Below are 24082 nucleotides of genomic sequence, written 5' to 3'. Positions count from 1 at the left end.
CTCGCCCGTTCGACGTCCCTGACTTGCCCCTTATTTTTCAAGGCCTCAATCCTATGTCCAGCAATGCCTTAGAGGGTTTTCGCCCCGCCCTGCAACAAAACCTGTACTGGTCGCGCGCCACTGATCGCAGCGCTGTCCGGTTCCTGACCCTGGCCTTGCCTGACGCTATCGACAGCGCACGCCTGCGCTCGGCCCTGGAGCAAGTGCTGGAGCGCCACGAAATTCTGCGCACCCGTCTGGTGGCCGCGCCCGGCATGGAATTGCCGGTGCAGGTGATCGCCGAACACATCGACATTGACTGGCGGGAAATCATTGCGCCCGAGTCTTCTGTCGGCGACTTGAAACCGGCACTGCGTGACGTCTTGAGCCAGGCCACGCCACCGGCCCTGGCCGTTGCCCTGCTGCCATCCACCCTGCTGGTCGCGCTGCCTGCCGCCAATGCTGACGTCACCACACTGGAACGCCTGCTGTTGGAGTGGCAAGCGCTTTATCTGGGCAGTGAGCTGACGGAAGACGCCGTCCAGTTTGCCGACTTCGCCGAGTGGCAGTTCGAATACACCAGCGGCAGCGACAGCGACGCCGGGCGCGCCTTCTGGCAGCGCCAACAGGCGCCGGAACTGCTAACGGTACTGCATCCGTTCCAGCGCGCCACGACCTCTGGCGAACGGCAAATGACCCAGGTCGAACAGACTCTGGACGCGGATTTTCAAGACCGACTCAGCAGCGCCCTCGCCGGCCTTGATACCCCGGCGCAGAATCTGTTCGGCGTATGCTGGGCGGTGCTGCTCAGACGCCATCTGGGTCAGCCTCAGGTTCTGCTCGGCTGGGAACATCAAGGCCGCAACAGCGCCACGGCAACGGCGATGGGCCCCTACGCCAAGCGCCTGCCGCTGCTGCTGACCTTCGACGACAGTCAGTCGCTGGCCGGCCTGCTCGGTGAGTTTTCCTCGTTGTTGACCGAGGCCAACACCTGGCAAGAATCGTGGCCCGCTCAATCGGTAGAAACGCCGTTCGGCTTTCGCTTGCGCAAACCCGCGCCCTCGGCCTGGACGGTACAGGCACTGGAAGGCGAAGAATGCCCGCATGCACTGCTGCTGGACGTCACCGAACACGCGCAAGGGTTTGATTTTCGCCTGCACTTCGACGCCTCGGCGCTGGACGTCGACGCCGCCCGTTTGTTGCTCGATCAGTACCTGACCCTGTGCGTGCAGGCCAGCGCTGCCAGTTCGCAACCATTGAGCGATGCCAACGGTATCAGTCGTGCTCATCAGGATTGGCTGGCGGCCTTGAACCAGACCGCTACGCAGATGGCGGCCCCGACGTTGTTGCACCATCTGTTCGAGCAACAGGTCGACGCACAACCTGACGCCATCGCCGTTACCCACGGTGATGTTCACCTGAGTTATCAAACGCTGGAGCGCCAGGCCAACCAGGTGGCGCATCGACTGCGCCAAGCGGGCTTGACGGCCGGGCAGCCGGTGGGGTTGTTCATCGAGCGTTGCAGTGAAGCCCTCGTCGGCATCCTGGGCATTCTCAAAGCGGGCGGCGCTTACTTGCCACTGGACCCGACGTACCCCGCCGAACGCCTGAGCGACATGCTCGAGCAGACCGCGGCCCCACTGCTGCTGAGCCTGACTCGCCTGCAAACGCGCTTGCCCAGGGGCAACTACGAAACGGTGTGGCTCGACCTGCCGGGTAGCGACAGCGCCTTCGATCAGCGTCCCGAACCCATCAGTGATGCCGACACCTTGGCCTATCTGATTTTCACCTCGGGCTCCACGGGGCGCCCGAAAGGGGTCATGGTGACTCATCGCAATGCCGTGCATTCGACATCGGCGCGCCAGTTGGCCTATGAAGATCCCCTGGAGTCTTTCCTGCTGGTGTCCGGATTGGCGTTCGACAGTTCGGTGGCCGGTCTTTTCTGGACCCTTGGCCGTGGCGGTCGACTGTGCCTGCCGCAGGTCGACCAGGCACAGGATGCATTGGCCTTGGGCCGCTTGATCGCAACCCAGCGCATCAGCCACACCTTGATGTTGCCGTCGCTCTACGCCCAGGTACTGGAACAGGCAGCCGACCAGTTAGGCAGCCTGCGCTGCGCCATCGTCGCCGGCGAAGCCTGTCCGGCCGCCCTCGCCCGACATCATCGCGAGCAATGCGAGCACGCCCAGCTATACAACGAGTACGGTCCGACCGAAGGCACCGTATGGTGCAGTTACTATCGCGCCCGGGGCGACGAACACGGTGTGCTGCCGATCGGCAAGGCCATCGCCAATATGCAGGTGTTCGTACTCGACGAGCAGATGCGCCCGGTGGCGGCCGGCGTGGCAGGTGAAATCTACCTCAGTGGCGCAGGCATTACCCAGGGCTATCTGGGACGACCTGACCTGACCGCCGAACGCTTCTTGAGCAACCCGCTCGATCCCCAAGGTAGCAGTTGGTATCGCAGCGGCGATATCGGCAGGGTCAATCCCCATGGCGACATCGAGTTCCTCGGTCGTGTCGACGACCAAGTGAAAATTCGCGGCTTCCGGATTGAACTGGGGGAAATCGAAGCCCTCCTGCTGAGCCATCCCGGGATACGGGAAGCCGCCGTCATCGCCCGCCCGAACGAAGTGGGCGATACGGAGCTGGTCGCTTATTTGGTGGCGCGCGAGGTATGCCCTGGCGCCACCGCGTTGCGCGAATATCTGGGCACGCAATTGCCGGACTACATGCTGCCAAACGCCTATGTGATGCTGTCGGCATTTCCCTTGACCCCTAACGGCAAGCTGGACCGCAAGGCATTACCGGCGCCCGCCCGCGAGCGCCAGCTCAGCTACCGGGCGCCACGCAACGAACGCGAGCAATTGCTGGCCGCGCTGTGGACGCAAGTGCTGGGGGTGGAGCGTGTCGGCCTGGACGATAACTTTTTCGAACTGGGCGGCCATTCCCTGACCGCGACCCGACTGGTGTCGCGACTGCGCAGCAGCCTGGGGCTGGAAGTGCCGGTACGTGCCCTGTTCCAGCATCCGACGCTGGGCGAATTCATTGACCAGGCGCTGCCAAAAGCCGATGCCTCGACGTTGCCGCCCATCACGGCCCAACACCGCCTGCCTTCAACGGCGATGTCGTACGCCCAGGAACGGCTCTGGCTGTTCGATCGCCTGCACCCGGGAAGTACCACTTACAACGTGCCCGAATCGGTGCGCCTGCACGGCGACCTGGACGTGTTGGCGCTGGAGCGCAGTTTTGCGCTACTGCTGCAACGCCATGATGCTCTGCGCACCACTTTCACACTGGAAAACAATCAACCGGTGCAGCGCATCAGCGTAGCGCAGGGTTTCACGCTGCCATTGATTGACCTGAGTCATCTGGGCGAAAGTGATCGGCATCAACACCTGCACTCCGAACTCCGGGCCCAGGCCGCCCACCCGTTCGATCTGGCGCAGGGGCCTTTGATCCGCGCAGGCCTGGTTCGGCTGTCTGCCCAGGAGCATGTACTTTGGCTGACCTTGCACCACATCGTCTTCGATGGCTGGTCGATGCGTGTGTTCACCCGTGAATTGACCCAGCTCTACACCGCATTGAGCAAAGGGCAGCCTTCGCCCTTGATCGGGCAAACCTTGCAGTACGCGGACTTCGCCCAATGGCAACGCCGTGAACTCAATCACGACGTGCTCAAGCCGCAACTGGATTTCTGGCTGCAACACCTGGGCGCCGACCGAACGCTCTTGCAACTGCCTTGCATGTTGCTGCGTCCGGCGCTGCCCAGTCATCGGGGTGCTGAATACACTTTCGAACTGGGCCTGGAGATCACGCAAGCGCTGCACGCCTACAGCCGGGAACAGGGCGCGACCCTGTTCATGACGCTGCTGGCCGTGTTCAACGTGCTGCTGGCCGGCCATAGCGCGCAGCAGGCCATACGGATCGGCATTCCTATCGCCAATCGCCATCGCCAGGAGCTGGAGGGCTTGATCGGTTTCTTCGTCAATACCCTGGCCTTGCGTACGGACCTGGCGGGCAACCCGGGATTCGACAATGTACTCAAACAGGTCCGGGACAACCTGCTGACGGCTCACGCCAATCAGGACCTACCGTTCGAACAACTGCTGCAAGCACTGCCCAGTGCTCAACAACACAGTGCGCCGTTGGTCCAGGTAATGTTCGATCTGCATCGCGAACGCATTCTTACCTCCTCCGAGTTTGGCGATTTGAGGATCGAGCCGGTCAGGGAAGACAATGGCAAGCGCAGTACCCTCTTTGACCTGATGCTGGACATCAGCGAGCGTGAGCAAGGGCTGATCGCGACGTTCACCTACAGCACCGATCTGTTCGAGCACGACAGCATCGTGGCGTTGAGCGAAGATTTCCGCGCCTTGATCGATACCGTCCTGGGCCAGACATCGCCGTCCTTCGAAACGCTGTTGCAGCAGCTCAAACCGATGAACCGGCCACAGGTCGAGCCTCTGGCGGACGCCCGAACGCAGGTTTTCGACGCCTTGCAGGAGGTGCTTGAACACACCGATCTGGACGAGCAGGCAAACTTCTTCGAAGCCGGTGGCAGCTCGCTCAAGGCAGTGTTGTTGTGCGCTCGGCTACAGGAACAGTGGGGCACGAAAATCCCCGCTCACCTGGTGTTCCTGAACCCGATACTGGCTGATCTGGCCAATGTCTTGAGCCGTTACGCCAAAGCGGTGGCTGGCTGAATAACAGGCCCCGGGGAATGGCCCGGGGCCTGCCAACTTGCGCAAGGCCTCAAGCCCTGAACAAGCGCCCCAACCCGCGTAGCCACGAACCACGCCAGCACAGCAGCAGCGTCACGACCATGCCGCAAGGCACCAGCGCCAAAAACCAGAAGACCGTGCCCATGGCGACACCCAGAACGGCCTGGCTCAACACCAACCCCAGGGTCAACGCCAGTAGCGCAGCCCAGCGCAACGCTCGGGGTCCGGGGAATGGTTCACCCACCATGACCTTGCGCCAATGAACGATCTGACTCAGCGCTAGCGTGCTAAGCCCCACCCCCTGCAAGATCAACACCATCAGGCTCGACAATCCATCAGCCATTCTTCACCTCACCGAGCGCAACCACTACGCCAGCGCGACTGCGCAAACGCCAGCCAATGCGTGCCGCAAGCAGCGCAACCGCTAACAGCGCCAGGTCCACCCCCGCCACCGCCGTGTAGCCTTGCTTGATGGCTTGCCATGGATGATCGCCGGTGCTCCAGGCATTGGAGATCACCGCCAGCACTGCCAACACACTGATCGCCAGACAGTGCATCGCCCACGGCGCGCGTCGTTGCGGCGAGCGCCAGACAGCCTGCGCGGCATGCGCAGTCGCCAACAGCCAGGCCCCGTAGAACACCTGAATTTCCCAATCGGCTCGCGCGCTCAGTTCGACCGGCAGCCAGCGATTGGCGACGAGCATGGCCAAGGTGGCCAGCGGCATCCCGGTGATCAGTGCGCTGGTAAACAGCGTCATCGACGCCACGCCCCACTGCCCATTGGCGCTTTGCAGGCGGCGCTTCTCCAGCCAGTACAGCAGACCGCTGCCCAGCATCACGCAACCACTCAAACCGGCGAGAAAATACAAGGCACGCAACCATGGCTGCTGAAAGTGTGTGACATGCAAACCCGCCAGAAACTTGAAGGTCCCGGCGGCGGCAGGCAATCGAGATTCGTGCAGCAGGCTGGCGCTGGCACCGTCGAAATACAAGGTCTGCTCATCCTTGCTTAGACGGTCACCGGCAGAGCGACTGATCTCAACGTAGGCATTGGCGTCCCCCGGGTGCCAGACCCTGACGAACGTAGGCTCGCCGTTACCCCAGTGCAATCGGGCTTGCTCCATCATCTGATCGAGCGACGCCAGAAGCCCCGGCTTGCCTGAAGCTTCCCGGCGATACGCCGCGCTGGCTTCGGCACCGAACTGATCGGCCTGCTGCTGATACACCGCCAGGACGCTGGCAGGCAAATACAGCGGGAACAGAATCAGCAAGCCGGTCAGCATGATGACGAAATGAAAAGGCAGGGCGAAAACCCCCGTGAGGTTGTGAAGGTCCAGTAAGCGCCTTGGCGACTTGTCGACGCGCAAGGTAAACAGATCCTGGAACAGTCGGGCATGGATGCAAACGCCGACAATCAACGCCATCAACCCCAACATGGCCGCCAGACCGAGCAAGCGGGCACCGGCGCTCCAGGTGGTTATGTTCAAGGTGTAATGCAGTCGATAGAAAAAATCACCGCCGCGACTGCCGGCTTCAGGCAAGACCTGATCACCCGTCGGAGCGAGAAATCGACTGTAGCCATCGCCCTCAAGGGGCCAGGCTTGAAAACGCAGCAGCGGTCGACGCGCATCGGGCAATTCGACGTACCACTGCATGAGCGGTTTGCCCTCGCTCAAGCCCGCGACATGAGGCACCACGCGCCGGTCCAGGGATATCGGCGCATCGGTAGGCGCCAGACGGGTTTGCGGCAGCATCCAGCTGTCCAGCTCACGGTCATACACCGCCAGGCTGCCCATGAAAAAAGCAATCAATAACAGCCCGGAAAAACCGACCCCGATGAACCGGTGCAGCCACAGCATGGACTGACGAGCACTGTCGAACATCAGGTTCCTCCCACCAGATAATGAACCATCCCGAGCAACAGCATCGATGCGCCAGCCACCAGCACGCCATTGCGCCTTGCGCGTCGGGCGCAGAATAACCAGAGCACCAACAACGGGTAGATCACAAAACCCGCCATCGTACTGATCAGCACCGCTTCACTTCGCTGCAGGCCCAGCTGCAACAGACTCAGCCCCGACAGAGTCGTCAGTGCCCAGATGAACAGATAGCCGATCAACAAAGCCAGCACCAGCCACACCGCTCGCTGTCGATCCAGCGGCTTTTTGTTCTGTTTTACAGATCGATGCCTCACCCACCCTCCTTGACCACTCATGTAACTGCCCGATAACGACAAAAGCCCGGCATACCGAAGTATGCCGAGCTTGTTTCAGGCCGTCCCGATCAGAACTTGGCGCGCAATGTCATGGACACAGCCCGAGGGTCACCGTAGATGTTCCCGTCCTGGAAGGTGTTGATACGCTGGAAATACTTCTTGTCGGCCAGGTTGGTACCAAGCAGGTCAGCCGACAGGTTCGGCGTGATCTGATACCCGATACCGGCATCGTACAAGGCATAACCACCCTGACGCAGTTTGGTGCCGTTCATGTCGAGCGAAGGCACATCCAGTTTGTTGAAGGTTTCGCTGACGACACTGACGCCGCCCTGCACGCTCCATTTTTCCAGCTCGCCAGGCAACTTGTAGAGCGTCCAGACGCGCAACATGTTTTTCGGCAGGTAAGTCTGCAGCTGTTCGTTGGGGCTGTCATAGCGTTTGTAGGTGTGGGTGAAGTTGGCGGTCAGGAACCAGTCCGGCGTCAACTGCCCACTCAATTCAGCTTCGAAACCACGGGTTCTGGCCTTGCCGCTGGCGACCATGGCCCGGGAGTTCGGGTCGTTCATATCCGGAACGGCACGGTTCTTTTCTTCGATCTGGAACGCCGCCAGCGACGCGTTCAAAGCACCGTCGAGGAATTCACCCTTGATGCCCAGCTCGTACTGCTCGCCTTCACGCGGCTTGATGATGTTGTTGTTGATGTCCAGGTTGCTGATGGGCTGCGGCTGGAACACCCCGGCGTAGTTGCCGTACAGCGAGTAGGTGTCATTGAGTTCATAGATCAAGCCATAAAACGGCGTGAACTTTTGCGAAACGCTATCACCGACCTTTTCCGACGGCGAACCTGCAGTGGGTTGATGCTGGCTGCGGTGCATATCGAGCCAGGTCACCCGCCCGCCAAGCACCAGCGTCAATGGGTCCGCAAGGCTCAGGCGCACGTTGCCATAGACCGCTTTGGAGCGGGTGTTGGCCACGCTGGTCGGCAGTTTGTCCGAATCAGGGAACGCGGGAAATGGAAAATCCACCTGCGGATCGTTGAGGTCGACATCGCCCAGGAAGTCGGAGAAGTAACCACCGTTCGAAGCAAACTCGGAGCGCGAATAGTTGGCGCCTACCAGCAGTTTGTGTTCACGACCGAGGAAGTTGAACGGCCCATCGAGGTACAGGTCCGCCTCGTCCTGCTTTTCCCGATAATCGAACATGATCGAGTTCATCGACACTAGGTTGTCGGCAGGGTCGATCCCTCCGCCATTGCGGGCATAAGCCTGGGTCAGGTCGTAGTTGTTGTCGGCGTGACGCAAGGCCAGTTTGGTTTTCCAGCCATCACCCAACTGGTGTTCGACTTCGGTGAACACCGCGGTGCTCCAGAAGTAATCGCGGTTCCAGTCCGCGCCGTAGAAATTCTTGCGCGAAACATCCGGCAGCGACATGGCGGCTTCACCGGCGGCATTGGTGTAGCGATAGGCAGGCAGGGAGCGCTGGGCGCCTTGGATATCGGTGTTCTGATTGCTTGCACCGATGGTCCAGACGGTGTCTGGCGTCAGGTCAATGTCCACGACGCCATAGATCTGGTTCGACTCGCGTTTACCGCCACCGTCGTAGTAGAAACCTTGCTTGCGATCGCTGAGCACAAGGCGTCCACGCACGTTGCCGCTGTCGGTCAACGGGCCGGTGACGTCGACCATGCCCCGATAGTCGTCCCAGGATCCGGCACTGATTTCAGCGGATACCGCCGCCTCGGTCAATGGGCGTTTGCGCACCAGGTTGATACTGCCGCCAGGGCCGCCGGCGCCAGTCAGGCTGCCGGACGGTCCCTTGAGCACTTCGACGCGGTCATACATCGCCAGATCGGGCGAAAGGAAAATCCGGTTGTCCATGGTGGTCGGCGTGCCGTCCAGCTGCAACGAGGTGATCTCGAAGCCACGGGAGAAAAAACTCAAGCGGCTGGCGTCGATACGCTGCACGGTGACACCGCCGACCTTGCCCAGGGCATCCTCGAGGGTATACAGGTTCTGCTTCTGGATGCGTTCCTGGCCGATCACGTTGATGGTCTGCGGCACTTCGCGAAGACGCAACGGTACTTTGGTCCCCACCGACACGGTGGGCGCTTCGGTCTGCATACCCACAATCGACTGCTCGGGCAGCGTCATGGTGCTCGTTGTTTCGGTTGGCGCCTGCCTGGCTTCGTTCTCTTCTGCCCATGCCGACGGCGTGAGCAACATGCCCCCGCTCACTATTGGCACCAACAGCAGATTCCCCATCTTGGCCGTTGGCCGACCTTTACCCCGTTGTTGCATGCCGCTCGCTCCTATGTGCGGCCCCTGCTGGGGCCATCATTTTTTTTGATTGTTGTGGTGCAAAACCACTGCTCGCCAAGAAACAATGCAGAGACAGCCGTTCAAACAGGAATGCAATGCTCCTGCCCGGAAAGCTGTCCGACATCTGCCCCGGCATGATCGAACGGATACAGCTGACCGCCATCACATTTGAGGACCCGATCAGCGATGGAGAAGTAACGATCGTCATGACTGATCGCGATGATGGTTTTCCCCTGAGCCTTCAGTTCAGGCAGCAGCTCTTGATAGAAAAACCCACGGAAACCGGGATCCTGGTCAGCGGCCCACTCATCAAGCAAAAGGATCGGCCGCTCCTCCACCAACGCCACCAGCAGCGCCAGTCGCTTGCGCTGTCCTTGGGACAAGCGAGTGGTGGAAAGGCCACCTTGTTTGTCGATCGTGACCTTGCGTTCCATACGTAAACGCTCAAGCCATGCCTGGGCCAGGTTCATGTCGAAGTCACCGTTTGGACCGACCAGGCGCTCGAACAGATAGAAGCTGGAAAACACCGTGGAGAAATGTGCGCGGTACCAGTCCCGCAACTCAGGGGTGATTTCCACGCCTTGCAGCCGCAGGGTCCCGGTGCTGGGCTCATACAGCCCGGTCAACAATTTGGCCAGGGTCGACTTGCCGCTGCCGTTGCCCCCGACGATGAACAGGATCTCGCCCTTCGCGACAATCAGGTCCACGGGTCCCAGACGGAATCCGTACTCGTCGCCAGCATGGGGGTAGTCATAGCCCAGCCCCTGCAGCTCGAGCATTGGCTGCCGGACATCCGGCTGACCGGTCCGGGTCGAGAACTCGGTACGGTAATCGGCAAAGGCCAGGGTCTCGATCTTGGCCAGCGAGACATTGCCCGCCACCAGGGTCGGCAGGCTGCCGATCAGGTCATTCAGTGGCATGCGCAAAAACATCAGCACCAGGACAAACGCGGCGATGATGCCATTGCTCAGACCTAACCAGGCTCCGGCAGCAAATAATCCACCGGCCAGTGCAAGGATCAGGGTCACCGTCCAGTTCAGGCTCAAGGTCCAGTAACGATCGGCGTGCACTTCATTGCGCCGTGCATATTCCGCGGCAGGCTGCAGATCCAGTGCATAGAAACGCTCCTTGCGCCGGGCATTGAGTGCCAGTTCGAAGCGCCCCTCGATCGCGCCCTGATAGGCGGCGTACAAGCGGTCGTCGGTTTCCCGTACGCGCTTCATCAACTGGCGCATCTTGGTGAACCAGCCATGGGCCAACCAGGTTCCCAGGCTCAAGCCGACGACGCAAATCAACAACAGCTGCCAGGACAGCCAGGCCATGTACAGGCAGCCGCCGAGCATCAGGACGGTGTTGTAGAACACGAATGGCAGGCGGTTGAAGGCCTGCCCGATACTTTCGATGTCCTTGCTCAAGGTCGCATACAAACTGGCTTCGCCGATTTTCTCCAGTTGTTCGATGGAGGTGTCCAGCAAGCGCTTGACCATTTGCAAGCGCAACTCGTAAACCACTCGATGGCCCAGCGCGGTCAACAAGGCCTGAGAACCGAAACCGCAGGCAAACAGCAGCACCAGCAAGCCAAGAAACTTCGCGGCCAGCAGCGTATTCATGATGGCGGCGCCTGAAATCAGGCGATTGATCTCATTGAGCAGTCCAATGCCGGCAGCGGCGCTGACCAGGCTGGCCAGCAGGCCCAGACTCAACAACGTACGGTGACGCTTGAGCAGAGATAAGAACAGGGTCATGCAAATTCCTCGCAGGCTGCACACGCGTGCGGCGGATCGAATGGGTTATTCGAAGGCCAGCAACAGATTTTCAATAGCGGTCAGTTCATCAACCTCAGGTGTACCGCAGGCTTGCTCGATCAACTCGGCCATATCACTGAGCACCGGGTGAGCGAACAACTGCGCCAGTGCGACCTCACAACCAAACTGGTGCCTGATCCGTGCCTGAATCCTGACCAGTTGCAGCGATTGGGCGCCCAATCGGAACAGATCGGCATCGGATGCAATGGGCCAGACCCCGAGCACTTCTTTCCAGATTTCGGCGAGGCTTGTCTGCCACTGCCCTACGGGCTCCTCGCCCGCCTCCCCTGCACTCCAGAGAGGCTCCGGCAGCGCCTTGCGATCGACCTTGCCGTTGGCATTGAGTGGCAGCTTCGCCAGAACGACAAACGCCCCCGGGACCATGTAGGCCGGTAGCCGTTCACGCAGTCGCTGCCCAACGGCAGCGCTGTCCACCTCGGTGATATCACCGCACAGATACGCCACCAGAACGTCCTGATCGCCGGTGCCGCGTCGCAACACCACCACCGCCTGAGCCACGCCAGGCAACGCGGACAATGCCGCCTCGATCTCACCTGGCTCGATGCGAAAGCCGCGCAGCTTGACCTGAAAATCGCTGCGCCCCAGGAACTCCAGGCAACCGTCACTGCGATAACGCGCACGATCACCGGTCCTGTACAGCCGACTGCCTGCCTGGACACCCGGCGCATGAGGCTGCACAAATGGATTGGGGATAAATGACGCGGCGGTCAATTCAGGCCGATCGGCATACCCTCGGGCGACACCACTGCCGCCGATGTATAGATCACCTGCAACGCCAACCGGCTGGGGCTCGAGGAACTCATCCAGGACATACAGGCGATTGTTGGCCAAGGGCTGGCCGATGGGGATGACAGCACTGTCCACCTGTTCTACCGCATGCACCGCCGACCATACTGTGGTTTCCGTGGGACCATAGACATTCAGCAGCCTGACCTGGCGCGCCAGCAGGCGTTCGGCCAGTTCTGACCCCAGTGCTTCGCCACCGCAGAGCACTCGAAGCCCTTTCCAGGCGAGTGAATCGTGATCGACCAGCATTTGCCAGGTGGCAGGTGTCGCCTGCATGACACTGATGGCGTGACGCTCGAGCAAGTCGATCAATGCCCGTGGGTCCAGGCTGGCTTCACGACTGGCCAACACCACCGTCGCGCCCTGAATCAGCGGCAGGAACAGCTCCAGCCCGGCGATATCAAAGCCCAGGGTGGTCACCGCCAAGAGCCGATCGGCGTCGCTCAGTTGCACATGTTCCTGGATGCCCAGCAGAAAATTGATAAACGCCTGGCGTTCAATGTCGACGCCCTTGGGTCGTCCCGTAGAGCCAGAGGTGTAAAGGGTATAGGCCAGTTGACGTGGATGAGTGGCCAGCGCCAGGTTGGTATCGGGCAGCGCGGGTAAGGCATCGGCCAGCGTTTCGAGGGTGACCACCCGCGCGGAGGAACCGACGACACCCCGCAGAGCCTCACGGGTCAGCACCAGGCCCGGTCGGGCTTGCTCGATGATATCGGCATTGCGTGCCGCTGGTTGTCCGGGGTCGATTGGCAGATAGGCGCCGCCGCTTTTCTGAATGGCAAGCAATGTCACGAGCAAATCAGCCTCGCGATCCAGGCAAACGCCTACCCGTTGATCCCCGACAACACCGGCAGCTCTGAGCCAATGGGCCAGTCGATTGGCACGGGCGTTGAGCACTGCGTAGCTCAACTGTTGCTCGCCGCTGATCAACGCGCAGCGATCAGGATCGGCACTGACCTGACGCTCGAACAAGCCCAGCATGTCCTGATTCGGTAACAGGGTTCGCTCAGTCCGGTTCCAGGTATCCAGCTGCTGCAAGCGCTGAACCTCATCAAGCATCGGCAGATGCCAGACCGGCACATCTGGTTGGGTCAACAAACCATTCAGGAGGTGACGATAAAGTCCGGCGAGACGCTCGGCGGTGGCAGGCGAGAACAGGTCCAGGTTGTATTCCAGCTCGCAATACACACCGTCTGGTCGAACCGCTACGTCCAAGGTGAGATCGAATTTGGCACTGTCTTGCGTCGGCAATACACGTTCGACCTCAAGCCCGGGTAACGCAAGGTTGACTGCCGCCCCCGTACTCAAGTTGAACATCGCCTGGAACACCGGTGTGCGGCTGACGTCACGCTCGATCGCGAGATGCTCGAGCAGCAACTCAAACGGCAGTTCGGCGTGCTGCAGTGCAGACAGCGACTCACCGCGCAAACGACGGCAAAGCGCACGGCCCGTCAGTTGCGGGTCCAGCTGAACGCGATAAACCAGCGTATTTACGAAAAAGCCCAGCAACTCTTCCAGCTCTTCACGGCTGCGCCCGCCGTGGGGAACGCCCACGGCAAATGTCTGTTGGCCGCTATAGCGCGCCAACAGCAGCTGCCAGGCCGCCAGGAGGATGACAAAAGGGGTCGATGCATAATCGCGACAGAACGCGTGGATCCGGGCGGACTGTACATCGTCCAGTGCGAACCGAAGCCGTTGTCCGCGCTGACTTTGCTGCGCGGGGCGCGGAAAATCGGTGGGCAATTCCAACACCGGTACCGACGCGCCGAGATAGTTTTTCCAGTACTCAAGATCAGCCTGCACCACGTCAGTGTGCAAGCGACGACGCTGCCAAACCGCGTAGTCCACATATTGCACGGGCAATGGGGGCAGCGTCGGGGCTTCACCTCGGATGGCTTGGCTGTACGCCGTTGCTAGGTCGCGCACGAGTATCGGATTGGACCAGGCATCAGTCACGATGTGATGCATTTTCAAGAGAAGAGCGTGGCTGAATTCGTCGTAGCGAATCAGCTTGACCTCGAGCAGGGGCGCCTGGGAAAGAATAAACGCCGACTGATCCTCAATCGCCAGCAACGACGCCAGATGCTCATGCCGTGAGGCGCGATCGACTCCAGGCACCTCACGCTCTTGCATGACGAACACCACATCATCCAGCAGCTCTTGCCGAGGCTCGCCATCGACTTCGATAAATCGTGTGCGCAATACCCCATGTCGCTTGATCAGCGCCTCGAATGCCAGACGCAACGCAGAGATATTCAAGGTACCCGCGAACAGAAAAGCACGGGACAGGTTGTAAGCCGTGGCATTCGGTTCCAGGCGTTGCAGGAACCAGAGACGCTGCTGAGCGAAGGAAAGGACTTGCGGCCCACCACCTGACTGCCTTTGGAGGCTGTCTGGCAGCTGTAATTCGTCATCCTGGAGCAAGGCAAGCAAAGCATCATCAAAGTCTTTCATCGGCGCTTCTATATCCTTATACGGTCCGACCGGCACAAAGGGGAATGAATACTAGGTGCCAATGATAATTAATGTCAATTGCAACGGACGGATTTCATGCTCATTTGCAGCTCAGATCACTAAACCCTGGTGACAAATCTTCAGTCAAAGCTTGTAAATAGGTCCCGATAGGCTCCCGGTCGTTTCCGGGCTCTTCCGCATAACTACGCTCGGGAATGGCTTTTCGCTTGCCTATTATGAGAGAGGGAAACAGCTCTTCGGGCAGATGACAGATGGCGCCCTACTTCAGCACAATTCCAGAAACACGATGTTCAACTTTGCGTACCACTTTCAATGCTGAACAACTGCTTCTTAGGTGTTTTCCGTGGCCAGGCGCCTGGCATTACGCTCCTGCTGCCGATGGACACGCGGATCGATGCCCCTAGCGACCAATGCCCGCGCAACATCACGCAGAGCACGAGCATCTCCTAAGCTAATTTCAGGGTAGGTACCGAGAGAAATACGGGGTTGCTTATCTGCCCAGGAAAAGCGGAAGTGCCAGCACTTTGCACCTTTCGTATTCACGAAAAGGACGAGGCCGTTGTAGTCAGGGAGGGTGTAGTCCTTGGCACGGGGTTTGGCGTTTCGGACTCAGGTATCGGTGAGAGTCGGGGCCGAAGCCTCTCTTTTCAACGCCGAACGTAAATCTCACGCACAAAAAAACGCCACTCATTGAGTGGCGTTTTTTTTAATCTTGGAGCGGGAAACGAGACTCGAACTCGCGACCCCGACCTTGGCAAGGTCGTGCTCTACCAACTGAGCTATTCCCGCGTCTTGGTGAGGCGCATTCTATAGAATCCACATCCCCCGTCAACCCCTTGATTCAAAAAAAGTTTATTTCTTTTCCACGTCCGTCTTCAGATGCGGCCAGGCAGCCCGCAAGTATTGGACCATGGACCACAACGTCAGGCCAGCGGACACCAGCAACAAGGCATAACCCATCAGGACCCAGAAGCTGAAGTCCGAAGGATTGGCCAGCAGGATCACCAGCGCCAGCATCTGTGCGGCGGTTTTCCATTTGCCCAGGTTCGACACCGCTACATGGGCGCGGGCACCGAGTTCGGCCATCCACTCGCGCAGTGCCGAGACGACAATTTCGCGACCGATGATAACGGCGGCCGGCAGCGTGAGCCACAGGTTGCCATGCTCTTGCACCAGCAGAACCAGTGCAACGGCGACCATCAGCTTGTCTGCAACAGGATCGAGGAAGGCCCCGAACGGTGTGCTTTGTTCCAGACGACGGGCAAGATACCCGTCGAGCCAGTCGGTCGCGGCGGCAAAGGCGAAGACCGAGGCAGACGCCAGATAGCTCCAGTGGTAAGGCAAGTAAAACAGCAAAATGAAGATCGGGATGAGCAGGACGCGTAGAACGGTAATCAGATTAGGGATATTCATCGGCACAACTGGCTACGAGGTGAGTTGGGCATTCTACTCGCTGTGCAGATTTGCATAAATCAACTCTGCGAGCTTTTTGCTGATTCCGGGTGCTTTGGCGATCTCTTCGATGCTGGCACGAGACAGCTCCTGCAATCCACCAAAATGTTTTAACAAATCGCGCCGACGTGTCGGTCCGACACCTGCAACGCCCTCAAGTGTAGACGTGCGGCGAGTTTTGCCACGACGTGCGCGATGCCCTGTAATGGCAAAACGGTGCGCTTCGTCGCGTATCTGCTGGATCAGATGCAGCGCTGGGGAATCGCCGCGCAAGGTGAATTCATGGGCCGCGTCGTTGAGGTACAGGGTTTCAAAACCGGCCTTGCGCGTCGCGCCCTTGGCCACACCCAAGAGAATCAGGTCTGGCACAGCCAGTTCGTTAAGCACGTCACGCGCCATGGACAGCTGGCCTTTGCCGCCGTCGACCAGCAGGATGTCCGGCAACTTGCCCTCGCCGTCCTTCAATTTACTGAAGCGCCGGGTCAAGGCCTGGTGCATCGCGGCATAGTCATCGCCCGGGGTAACGCCTTCGATGTTGTAGCGGCGGTAGTCGGACTTGATCGGGCCTTCCGGGCCGAACACCACGCAGGACGCCACAGTGGCCTCGCCGCTGGAATGGCTGATGTCGTAACACTCAAGACGTTGCGGCGGCTCGTCCAGGCTCAGCACTTCAGCCAGCGCATCGAAACGGGCCGCAACGTGTTGCCGGTTAGCCAAACGTGCGCCCAGCGCTTGCTCGGCATTAGTGACCGCCAATTGCTGCCAGCGCGCCCGGGTACCACGTACTCGATGGCTGATGGTCAATTCACGACCGCGCAGCTCTTCGATGGCTGCGATCAGGGTCGGAAAATCTTCGTGAACCACGTTGACGATCAGCTCGCTCGGCAAGTCCCGTTCTGGACTGCTGATGAAGTATTGGCCAAGAAACGCTGCCATGACTTCAGAAACGTCTTCCTCAATACCCACCTGCGGAAAGAAGTTCTTGCTCCCCAACACCCGACCACCGCGCACGCTGATCAAGTGTACGCAGGCGCCACCTGGGTTGACGAACGCCGCAATCACATCGACATCGCCTGTCCCGCCTTCCATGCTCTGCTGGTCCTGGACCCGACGCAGCAATGAGATCTGGTCACGCAGCTCGGCGGCGCGCTCGAATTCGAGGTTGACCGCCGCCTCTTCCATGGCCGCAGACAACTCGTCCGCCAGAGCGTTGCTGCGCCCTTCAAGAAACATCACCGAGTGGCGTACATCTTCGGCATACACCTCGGGCTCCACCAGCCCCACACAGGGCGCCTTGCAGCGTTTGATCTGGTATTGCAGACAAGGTCGAGCGCGGTTCTTGTAAAAGCTGTCTTCACACTGACGAACGAAAAACGCCTTTTGCAGCAGGCTCAGGCTTTCGCGAATCGCACCCGCGCTGGGATAAGGGCCGAAATATTTGCCCTTGGCCTTTTTCGCTCCGCGATGAATACTCAAACGTGGGAACTGGCCATCCGAGAGAAAGACATAAGGGTAGGATTTGTCGTCGCGCAGCAAGATGTTGTACGGCGGACGCCATTCCTTGATGAGCGTCTGCTCAAGCAGCAAGGCCTCGGTTTCGTTGGCCGTGATGGTGGTTTCGACTTGGGCAATACGGCCTACCAGCGCAGCAGTCTTGGGGGCAAGACCGGCTTTGCGAAAGTAACTCGCCAAACGCTTCTTGAGATTTTTCGCTTTGCCTACATAGAGCAGGCGCGCATCGCTGTCGAACATGCGATAGACGCCCGGCCGACCACTGACTGTCGACAGAAAAGCACTTGGATCGAAGATTTCAGTCATTTTCAGAGGCTGGCATCAACCATGCCGTGACGAACCGCCAGCAGCGTCAATTCGACATCGCTGCTGATCGAAAGCTTCTCGAAAATACGGTAACGGTAGGTATTCACTGTTTTGGGCGACAGGCACAGTTTGTCGGAAATGATCTGCACCTTCTGACAGCCGACAATCATCAACGCAATCTGGATTTCCCGCTCCGACAAGGCATCGAAGGGCGAATCATTGGTTGGCTGGAACGACTTGATCGCCAGTTGCTGGGCAATTTGCGGGCTGATATAGCGTTGCCCGGCAAACACCAGGCGGATGGCCTGAACCATTTCCGGCAATCCGGCGCCCTTGGTCAGGTAACCTGCGGCACCTGCCTGTAACAGCCGGGTAGGAAACGGATCTTCTTCGCACACGGTGACCGCGACGACTTTGATGTCCGGATGACTGCGCAGTAATTTGCGCGTGGCTTCGAGACAGCCGATCCCGGGCATCTTGACGTCCATCAGCACCACATCGGGTTTCAACTCACGCGCTTTGAGCAGGGATTCCTCCCCTGACTCGGCCTGACCGACTACTTGCAGGCCATCGATGTCAGCCAGCATTCGTGTAATGCCTGTACGAACGAGATCATGGTCATCGACTACTAGCACCCTAATCAAGCAGACACCTCGCGAATTGGTCTTATTGGGTTGTCGGACACCTTAGCAAAAAGCAACTGGCAGACCTAGCGGAAAGCAGCATATAAAAAGTGTCAAATCTTCTTGCGAGGCTTGCCGCCAGTGTGTTTCAGCGATGCAGTCCATTGATATCACGCTGCATTCTCAGGAAACACTGGTCTTTGCCGACCACCTTCAGGCCTTTTCTTTCGTAAAGCTTTTTTGCCGGATTATTTTCAAAGACGGTCAGACGCAATGCCGGACGTCGCTCCTTGCATGCCATTGCCAATACCTGATCGATCGCCCAGGAACCGGCACCCTGCCCCTGGTACGCTGCTGACACATGCAATTCGCGGATATACAAGGCTCTGGCGTCACGGCTCAGGCTGACGTAACCCATCACCGTGTCCTCCCGCACAATCAGCCAGTTTTCCCGCCCCTCCCAGGCGACATCGAAGGCCTCGTCCAGCCACAACAGCTCATGTTGAATGTAGTAGCGAAGCATATTTCGACAAGTCAGGTCACGGGCAAAGTCCAGGTCCCGAGACGTTGCCGGACGCAATTCGAACCCCATTCAAGCCTCCGTCACAGCCACGATTTGCCCCTTCCAGCCGTCAGCGTTGCGGCGACCAATGACCATAAGGTTCCCCGTACCCGGCGCCACCACAATCAACGTTCCATCCGCCGCCCAGATTGCACTGCGCCCTGCCGACTCCCAGCCACCCGTTGCGCCACCATGATTGGCCATCAGAACCGCCATCGAGTGAGTGCAAGCATAGCCTTGCAATAGTGCGGTATCCGGAGCGTAACCGTTTTCTGTGATCAACACGCCCGCGGCATATAGATCAGCACCCTGCCGTGCCGCGGCTGCCGCGTGACTGGCGTGAGAAAAATCGGCGCAGACCGCCAGCGCGACGGTGTCGGTACCGATCTTTAATGTCGAACCGCCCGTTCCCGGAGCAAACGCCACCTCCTCGCCCGGGTGCAGATGCTGCTTGCTGTAAACCCCGAGCGAACCATCGGCGCCCAATACCAGAGCTCCGATCAATACCGGCGAATCGCCCGACAAACGAATCGGCATCCCAACGACACTGGTCACACCGACTTCCCGCGCGAAATCGCGCAGCGGTTGCAGCACCCCGGCGTCTGGCGCTATGGCCAGCTCCGCCGCCAAGCCGCGTTCGTACCCGGTCAGCGACAGTTCCGGAAACACCAGCAATTGCACGCCTTGCTCTGCAGCAACCTGCATGAAGCGCCGATGCCTAGCTATATTGGCGGCAAGATCACCGGCGATAGAAATCGATTGAGCGGCGGCAATAGTCAGTGTCGTCATGGTTCGTCCTTGTGACGTTGTGGTTGTTGGGCGCAGCGCAAAGTGTGTCACACCCCCCGACGTACTCAAGCGATAGAAAAGCCCCATGATCATCGATAGCATTTTCTGATTGAATCCGCGTACCGGCCTCTAGTAAGCTCGGTGCATTCATCGGAGACAGACCATGCTCAACGCCCTCTCACAGCTTCGTACCACCAGCGCCCCGCGCTCGGTTGCGGCTGCCCGGGCGAATGACGTTTGTGCTTCGGTCAGCTTTTATTTTGGGTATTGGTTTAGCCACTGGCGCGCCTGATACCCACACGGCGCCCACTTTAAACGGGTCGCCACCAGAGAATTCTCAACCCCCGGTCGGCCTCCCGACCGGGGGTTTTGTTTTTTCAGCCCTGAACATTTTTAGCGTCACACCAGACAATTTGAGGATTCACGACATGAACTACGCCACTTATTACCGTTACGACAGTTTTACCGCCTGGCGATTTACCAGCCTCCGCTCGGGACAGCCTGCCGCCTCCGATCGGTCACCCACAGGTGGCAAGCACACACACGCAGCCAATCCGGCCAATTGTCGAACACCCCAGTAGGGCCGAGCGCGCGGGAACGAACCCGCCGCCAGCCCAGGAAGCCCGAATATGAACTCGTCCGTCTCTGCTCTGCCGCTGTCCACTTTGAACCCTGCCAATGAAGCGCTGACCTTGCGTCTGCCCAGCTCATTGCAGCTCAAACTACAATTACCCCTCAGCAACGTCCTGACCCGGCAAGTCGCCGCCCACCGTCAAGCGGTTCGCGCGATCCTCAACGGTGAAGACTCCCGTCTGCTGGTCATCGTCGGTCCGTGCTCGATTCACGATCCCCGTTCCGCCCTCGAATACGCTACCCACCTTGCCCGCCTGGCTGCCGAAGTCAGCGATGAGATGCTGCTGGTGATGCGCGCCTACGTCGAAAAACCTCGCACCACGGTGGGATGGAAAGGCCTGGCCTACGACCCGCATCTGGATGGCAGCGACGACATGGCCGGCGGTTTGACGCTGTCCCGCGAATTAATGCGCGAAATGCTCCAGCTGGGCTTACCCGTTGCCACCGAACTGCTGCAACCGATGGCCGCTGGCTACTTTGACGACCTGCTGAGCTGGGTCGCGATTGGCGCCCGTACCACCGAATCACAGATCCACCGGGAGATGGCCAGCGGCCTGAGCATGCCGGTTGGATTCAAGAATGGCACCGATGGCGGTGTGGCTGTCGCCAGCGATGCCATGCGCTCGGCCGCCCATCCGCATCGCCATTTCGGTGTCGATAGCCAAGGACACCCTGCGATTATCCAGACGCCAGGCAACGCCGATACCCATCTGGTATTGCGTGGCGGCCATCGCGGGCCGAACTACGACCGTGACAGCATCGCTCAAGTGCACAGCGATTTGACCCGGCTCAAGATTCCGGCGCGGATCATGGTGGATTGCAGCCACGCCAACAGCGGTAAAGACCCATTGCGTCAGCCAGCGGTGTTCAACGACGTGCTTGAACAGCGCCTGCAGGGTGATCGATCGTTGATTGGCATGATGATCGAAAGCCATCTGTTCGAAGGTTGCCAAGCGCTGAGCCCGTCGCTGCGTTACGGGGTGTCAGTAACGGATGGCTGCCTTGGCTGGACCGGGACAGAACGGTTGTTGCAGCAGGCAGCCGAGCAACTTCGTGCGCAGCGCTGTACCCAACAGCCGAAGTGACCAGTGCCCGCCTTCCAGTTCTCCAAGCGAAAACTGGAAGGCGGTTGCCTTAAACCGGTTACGACTGCACTTGTACCAACGTGACTTCGGACTGTTGGCTCACATCGTCGAGACGTTCGACCGAATAGGCTACCCGGACCGTCAAATCCCGATGCTCGCGCCAAAACCTGTAGGGAACGATAAATACCAGCGGTTGACCGGCCATTTCCCTTGAGATCTCACGATCATCGCGATGATTGAAATGCTCCCCGTCACATTTCAGATAAACCAGCTCACCCTCTTCTGCCTGGGCATTGTCGATCACGACGGTGACACCATCGATCGCATCTTGCAGATCCAGCCAACCCTCATCGGCCTCCAGCACAGAGGGCGGCAATAGCGGTCCTCGCTCCAGAGGGCCGATCAACAACTGTGCAGGCTCCGAGAAGCGAGGCTCTTGGCCTTCTTTCTCGACGCAATAGCTGATCGTAATGGTTGCACCAAGGTTGGGAGCAATCGACTCGGGACTTACCCAGAACGACAGTTCGCCACCCACTGCAAAGGATTCGATTTTCAATGTGTCATTGAAGCTTGATTGTGGCGTACCGCCGGCCCAGGACAGCAAGACCCGATCTCCAGCCGCCATCCGGGGATACGGCCTGATCGTAACGCGGGCGCCCTCGGCGACCCTGTCGGGATCAAGTGTGCCACCCACCGCATCGTTCACAATCACAGGCAGCAGATCCGACCGGACATCACCGACACTCAACTGTAAACGCCCGGACTCCAAAGGCTCACAATGGAGCGCACTGTACAACGTGTAGTAAACCTCGAGCGACCCGCCGTCCAGTGCGGCGATGTGTACGTCCGACACAGCAAAGACAATCACCCTGTCCACCTGGGCTTCGCTGACGAACCGCGACACTTCATACCGATACGCCACACCCTCTGCATCGATACCTGACCAGGACAAGACCAGCTTGTCTCCGCAGGCCATGGCCTGATAAGGCGCAACAGTGACAATGGCCTTTCTTTCGGATGGATCCAACACGGCGTTCTCCGCCTGGTCCAGCCGTGGTGCCGCCATGTATTGCTCTACAACATTCAGGTTTGCCGCTTCATAAATAGTCATTCATACGCTCCAGTCCTTGGAATAAATGCCGCCTTGAAAGTCGGCATCGAACGAAGCCTATTGAACCCCACGGTGCTGATTCGTGATGCAGGGCAAAGGCGTCGGCTTGCACGGAAAAATGACGTTTCACAAGTAGGTCATTGCGAGAAAGCGTTCAACCATCGTTAAAAAGATGTCCAGATATTCCGACCAAGACCTCATGTTCATCCGAACTTTCGTACTATTTCTATTCCGTTTTCATCGGGTTATAGCGGCTTTTTCATACATCGCCGAGCAGCTGGTGTGCTTTAGAGTGCCCCCCTTGAACACACACCTGACCTACTGCGAAAAAGGAATCTACATGCTACGGAATGCAACCACTCACTATCCGATCCTGCTGGTCCACGGGCTCTTCGGCTTCGATCGCATCGGCAACCTGGAATTGTTCCATGACGTCAAACTGGCCCTCAGAAGCGCCGGCGCCAGGGTCTTCATCCCGCATCTGTCGGCTACCCACAGCAACGAAACCCGCGGCGAGCAACTGTTGGCGCAGATCGATCGGGTACTGCTGGGAACCGGTGCAAGCAAAGTCAATCTGATCGGTCACAGTCAGGGGGCGCTTGCGGCACGGTATGCAGGAGCGCTGGCACCCGAGGTGGTCGCCTCGGTGACATCGGTCAGCGGGCCGAATCATGGCTCGGAACTGGCCGACTTCCTGCGTAAGGCGCTGATCCCCGGACGCCTGCCGGAACACGTTGCCGGAGCGGTGGCCACGCTGTTCGCCGATTTCCTGTCATTGCTCAGTGGCAACCGGCATCTGCCACAAAACGCCATTGCCGCGCTCAATGCACTGACCACCGAAGGCGTTGGCGCCTTTAACGACAAGTACCCGCAAGGGTTGCCAAAAACCTGGGGCGGCAAGGGGCGCGATCAGGTCAATGGCGTGCGCTACTATTCCTGGAGCGGCATTTGGCAGGGGGACATCCTTGATGAGGGACTCCATGCACTCAATCCGCTGCACGGGTTTCTGCGGGCCTTCTCCCACTATTTCACCACCGAAGCCGAGCAGAATGACGGCATGGTCGGTCGATTCAGTTCCCATCTGGGCAAAGTGATCCGTTCGGATTATTCGCTGGATCATCTGGATAGCCTCGGCCAGACAACCGGTCAGGTCCGCCGGGGTATCGACCCGATTGCCCTGTATGTGCAACATGCCGAACGCTTGCGAAATGCCGGCCTTTAAAACGCTGCATGAAACAGACGGAACTTTGAGGAAGAAATAGCCCACTGAATCCGGTAGGCTCCGCATTTTATTGAACATTGAATGGAGTATTGTCCCATGGCCAAAGCCACTGCCCGTCACATCCTGGTTTCCAGCGAAGAAAAGTGCAACGAACTCAAGGCCCAGATCGAGGCTGGCGCCGATTTCGCCGAAGTCGCCAAAGCCAACTCCTCTTGCCCTTCCAGCCGTCAAGGCGGTGACCTGGGTTCGTTCGGCCCGGGCCAGATGGTCAAGGAATTCGACACCGTGGTCTTCAGCGCGCCGATCAACGTGGTACAAGGCCCGGTCAAGACCCAGTTCGGTTACCACCTGCTGGAAGTGACCAGTCGTCAGGACTGATCAGCGCTTTGAGTTTGCTACACAACGGCCCGCCTTTTGGTGGGCCGTTGTGTTTTCGTTACGTGATACGGCTGGCGAGGGACGCG

General features: G+C 59.2%; 16 protein-coding genes, 1 tRNA gene and 1 pseudogene. 4 read left to right on the top strand and 14 right to left on the bottom strand.

Annotated features, from left to right (window positions below; genetic code table 11):
- The first annotated feature begins 53 nt into the window (after positions 1–53).
- Entirely contained in the window at positions 54–4685 is a 4632-nt protein-coding gene (locus AB7M26_RS19070) for a non-ribosomal peptide synthetase (RefSeq protein WP_123494989.1), read from the top strand.
- 49 nt (positions 4686–4734) lie between these two features.
- Here AB7M26_RS19070 and AB7M26_RS19065 read toward each other — a convergent pair whose 3' ends face one another.
- From AB7M26_RS19065 to AB7M26_RS19005, 13 genes and pseudogenes are all read right to left on the bottom strand, one after another.
- Positions 4735–5046, bottom strand: a complete 312-nt coding sequence (locus tag AB7M26_RS19065; protein WP_123494990.1) for a DUF3325 family protein — start codon at positions 5044–5046, stop codon at positions 4735–4737.
- Positions 5039–6586 carry a PepSY-associated TM helix domain-containing protein gene (locus AB7M26_RS19060; RefSeq protein ID WP_123494991.1) on the bottom strand — a complete coding sequence of 516 codons (1548 nt, stop codon included), beginning with the start codon at positions 6584–6586 and terminating at the stop codon, positions 5039–5041. Before AB7M26_RS19060 ends, AB7M26_RS19065 begins: the two co-directional genes overlap by 8 nt.
- A complete protein-coding gene (locus AB7M26_RS19055; RefSeq protein ID WP_123494993.1) occupies positions 6586–6897 on the bottom strand; it encodes a hypothetical protein in 312 nt (103 codons plus the stop codon). The genes AB7M26_RS19060 and AB7M26_RS19055 overlap by 1 nt, the downstream gene beginning before the upstream one ends.
- Positions 6898–6986: 89 nt before the next feature.
- Positions 6987–9215 carry a TonB-dependent siderophore receptor gene (locus AB7M26_RS19050; RefSeq protein ID WP_123494994.1) on the bottom strand — a complete coding sequence of 743 codons (2229 nt, stop codon included), beginning with the start codon at positions 9213–9215 and terminating at the stop codon, positions 6987–6989.
- Positions 9216–9316: 101 nt separating this feature from the next.
- Entirely contained in the window at positions 9317–10981 is a 1665-nt protein-coding gene (locus tag AB7M26_RS19045; RefSeq protein ID WP_123494995.1) for a cyclic peptide export ABC transporter, read from the bottom strand.
- Between the two features lie 45 nt (positions 10982–11026).
- Entirely contained in the window at positions 11027–14302 is a 3276-nt protein-coding gene (locus AB7M26_RS19040) for a non-ribosomal peptide synthetase (RefSeq protein ID WP_429385754.1), read from the bottom strand.
- Between the two features lie 351 nt (positions 14303–14653).
- Positions 14654–14920: pseudogene (locus AB7M26_RS19035) on the bottom strand (Arm DNA-binding domain-containing protein); the annotation flags it as partial.
- A 116-nt stretch (positions 14921–15036) separates the two neighbouring features.
- A tRNA-Gly gene (locus tag AB7M26_RS19030) sits at positions 15037–15112 on the bottom strand.
- A gap of 63 nt (positions 15113–15175) precedes the next feature.
- Complete coding sequence (gene pgsA, locus AB7M26_RS19025; RefSeq protein ID WP_008066866.1) at positions 15176–15736, bottom strand: CDP-diacylglycerol--glycerol-3-phosphate 3-phosphatidyltransferase; 561 nt, start codon at positions 15734–15736, stop codon at positions 15176–15178.
- A 33-nt stretch (positions 15737–15769) separates the two neighbouring features.
- Positions 15770–17593: an excinuclease ABC subunit UvrC gene (gene uvrC / locus AB7M26_RS19020; protein ID WP_123494997.1), complete on the bottom strand. Its 1824-nt coding sequence runs from the start codon at positions 17591–17593 to the stop codon at positions 15770–15772.
- A gap of 2 nt (positions 17594–17595) precedes the next feature.
- On the bottom strand, positions 17596–18237 hold the full coding sequence (gacA, locus tag AB7M26_RS19015) for a response regulator transcription factor GacA (RefSeq protein WP_454238989.1): 642 nt from the start codon (positions 18235–18237) through the stop codon (positions 17596–17598).
- Positions 18238–18364: 127 nt separating this feature from the next.
- Entirely contained in the window at positions 18365–18808 is a 444-nt protein-coding gene (locus tag AB7M26_RS19010) for a GNAT family N-acetyltransferase (RefSeq protein ID WP_123494998.1), read from the bottom strand.
- The gene (locus AB7M26_RS19005) at positions 18809–19567 is read right to left on the bottom strand and encodes a carbon-nitrogen hydrolase family protein (protein WP_123494999.1); all 759 of its coding nucleotides are present in this window, start codon (positions 19565–19567) and stop codon (positions 18809–18811) included.
- A 629-nt stretch (positions 19568–20196) separates the two neighbouring features.
- Here AB7M26_RS19005 and AB7M26_RS19000 point away from each other — a divergent pair.
- Positions 20197–21285: a 3-deoxy-7-phosphoheptulonate synthase gene (locus AB7M26_RS19000; protein ID WP_123495000.1), complete on the top strand. Its 1089-nt coding sequence runs from the start codon at positions 20197–20199 to the stop codon at positions 21283–21285.
- Positions 21286–21343: 58 nt separating this feature from the next.
- Here the strand turns inward: AB7M26_RS19000 and AB7M26_RS18995 are convergent, their stop codons facing one another.
- Positions 21344–22396, bottom strand: coding sequence for a hypothetical protein (locus AB7M26_RS18995; RefSeq protein ID WP_123495002.1), 1053 nt, complete (start codon positions 22394–22396; stop codon positions 21344–21346).
- 340 nt (positions 22397–22736) lie between these two features.
- Between AB7M26_RS18995 and AB7M26_RS18990 the strand changes: the two genes are divergently transcribed.
- A complete protein-coding gene (locus AB7M26_RS18990; RefSeq protein ID WP_123495003.1) occupies positions 22737–23618 on the top strand; it encodes an esterase/lipase family protein in 882 nt (293 codons plus the stop codon).
- A 96-nt stretch (positions 23619–23714) separates the two neighbouring features.
- A complete protein-coding gene (locus tag AB7M26_RS18985; RefSeq protein WP_007898306.1) occupies positions 23715–23996 on the top strand; it encodes a peptidylprolyl isomerase in 282 nt (93 codons plus the stop codon).
- The last annotated feature ends 86 nt before the right edge of the window (positions 23997–24082 follow it).

It is taken from the genome of Pseudomonas sp. F-14 TE3482 (genome assembly GCF_053629455.1).
The sequence above is the reverse complement of the archived record's forward strand: the minus strand, read 5'-3'. Positions and strand labels throughout refer to the sequence as shown.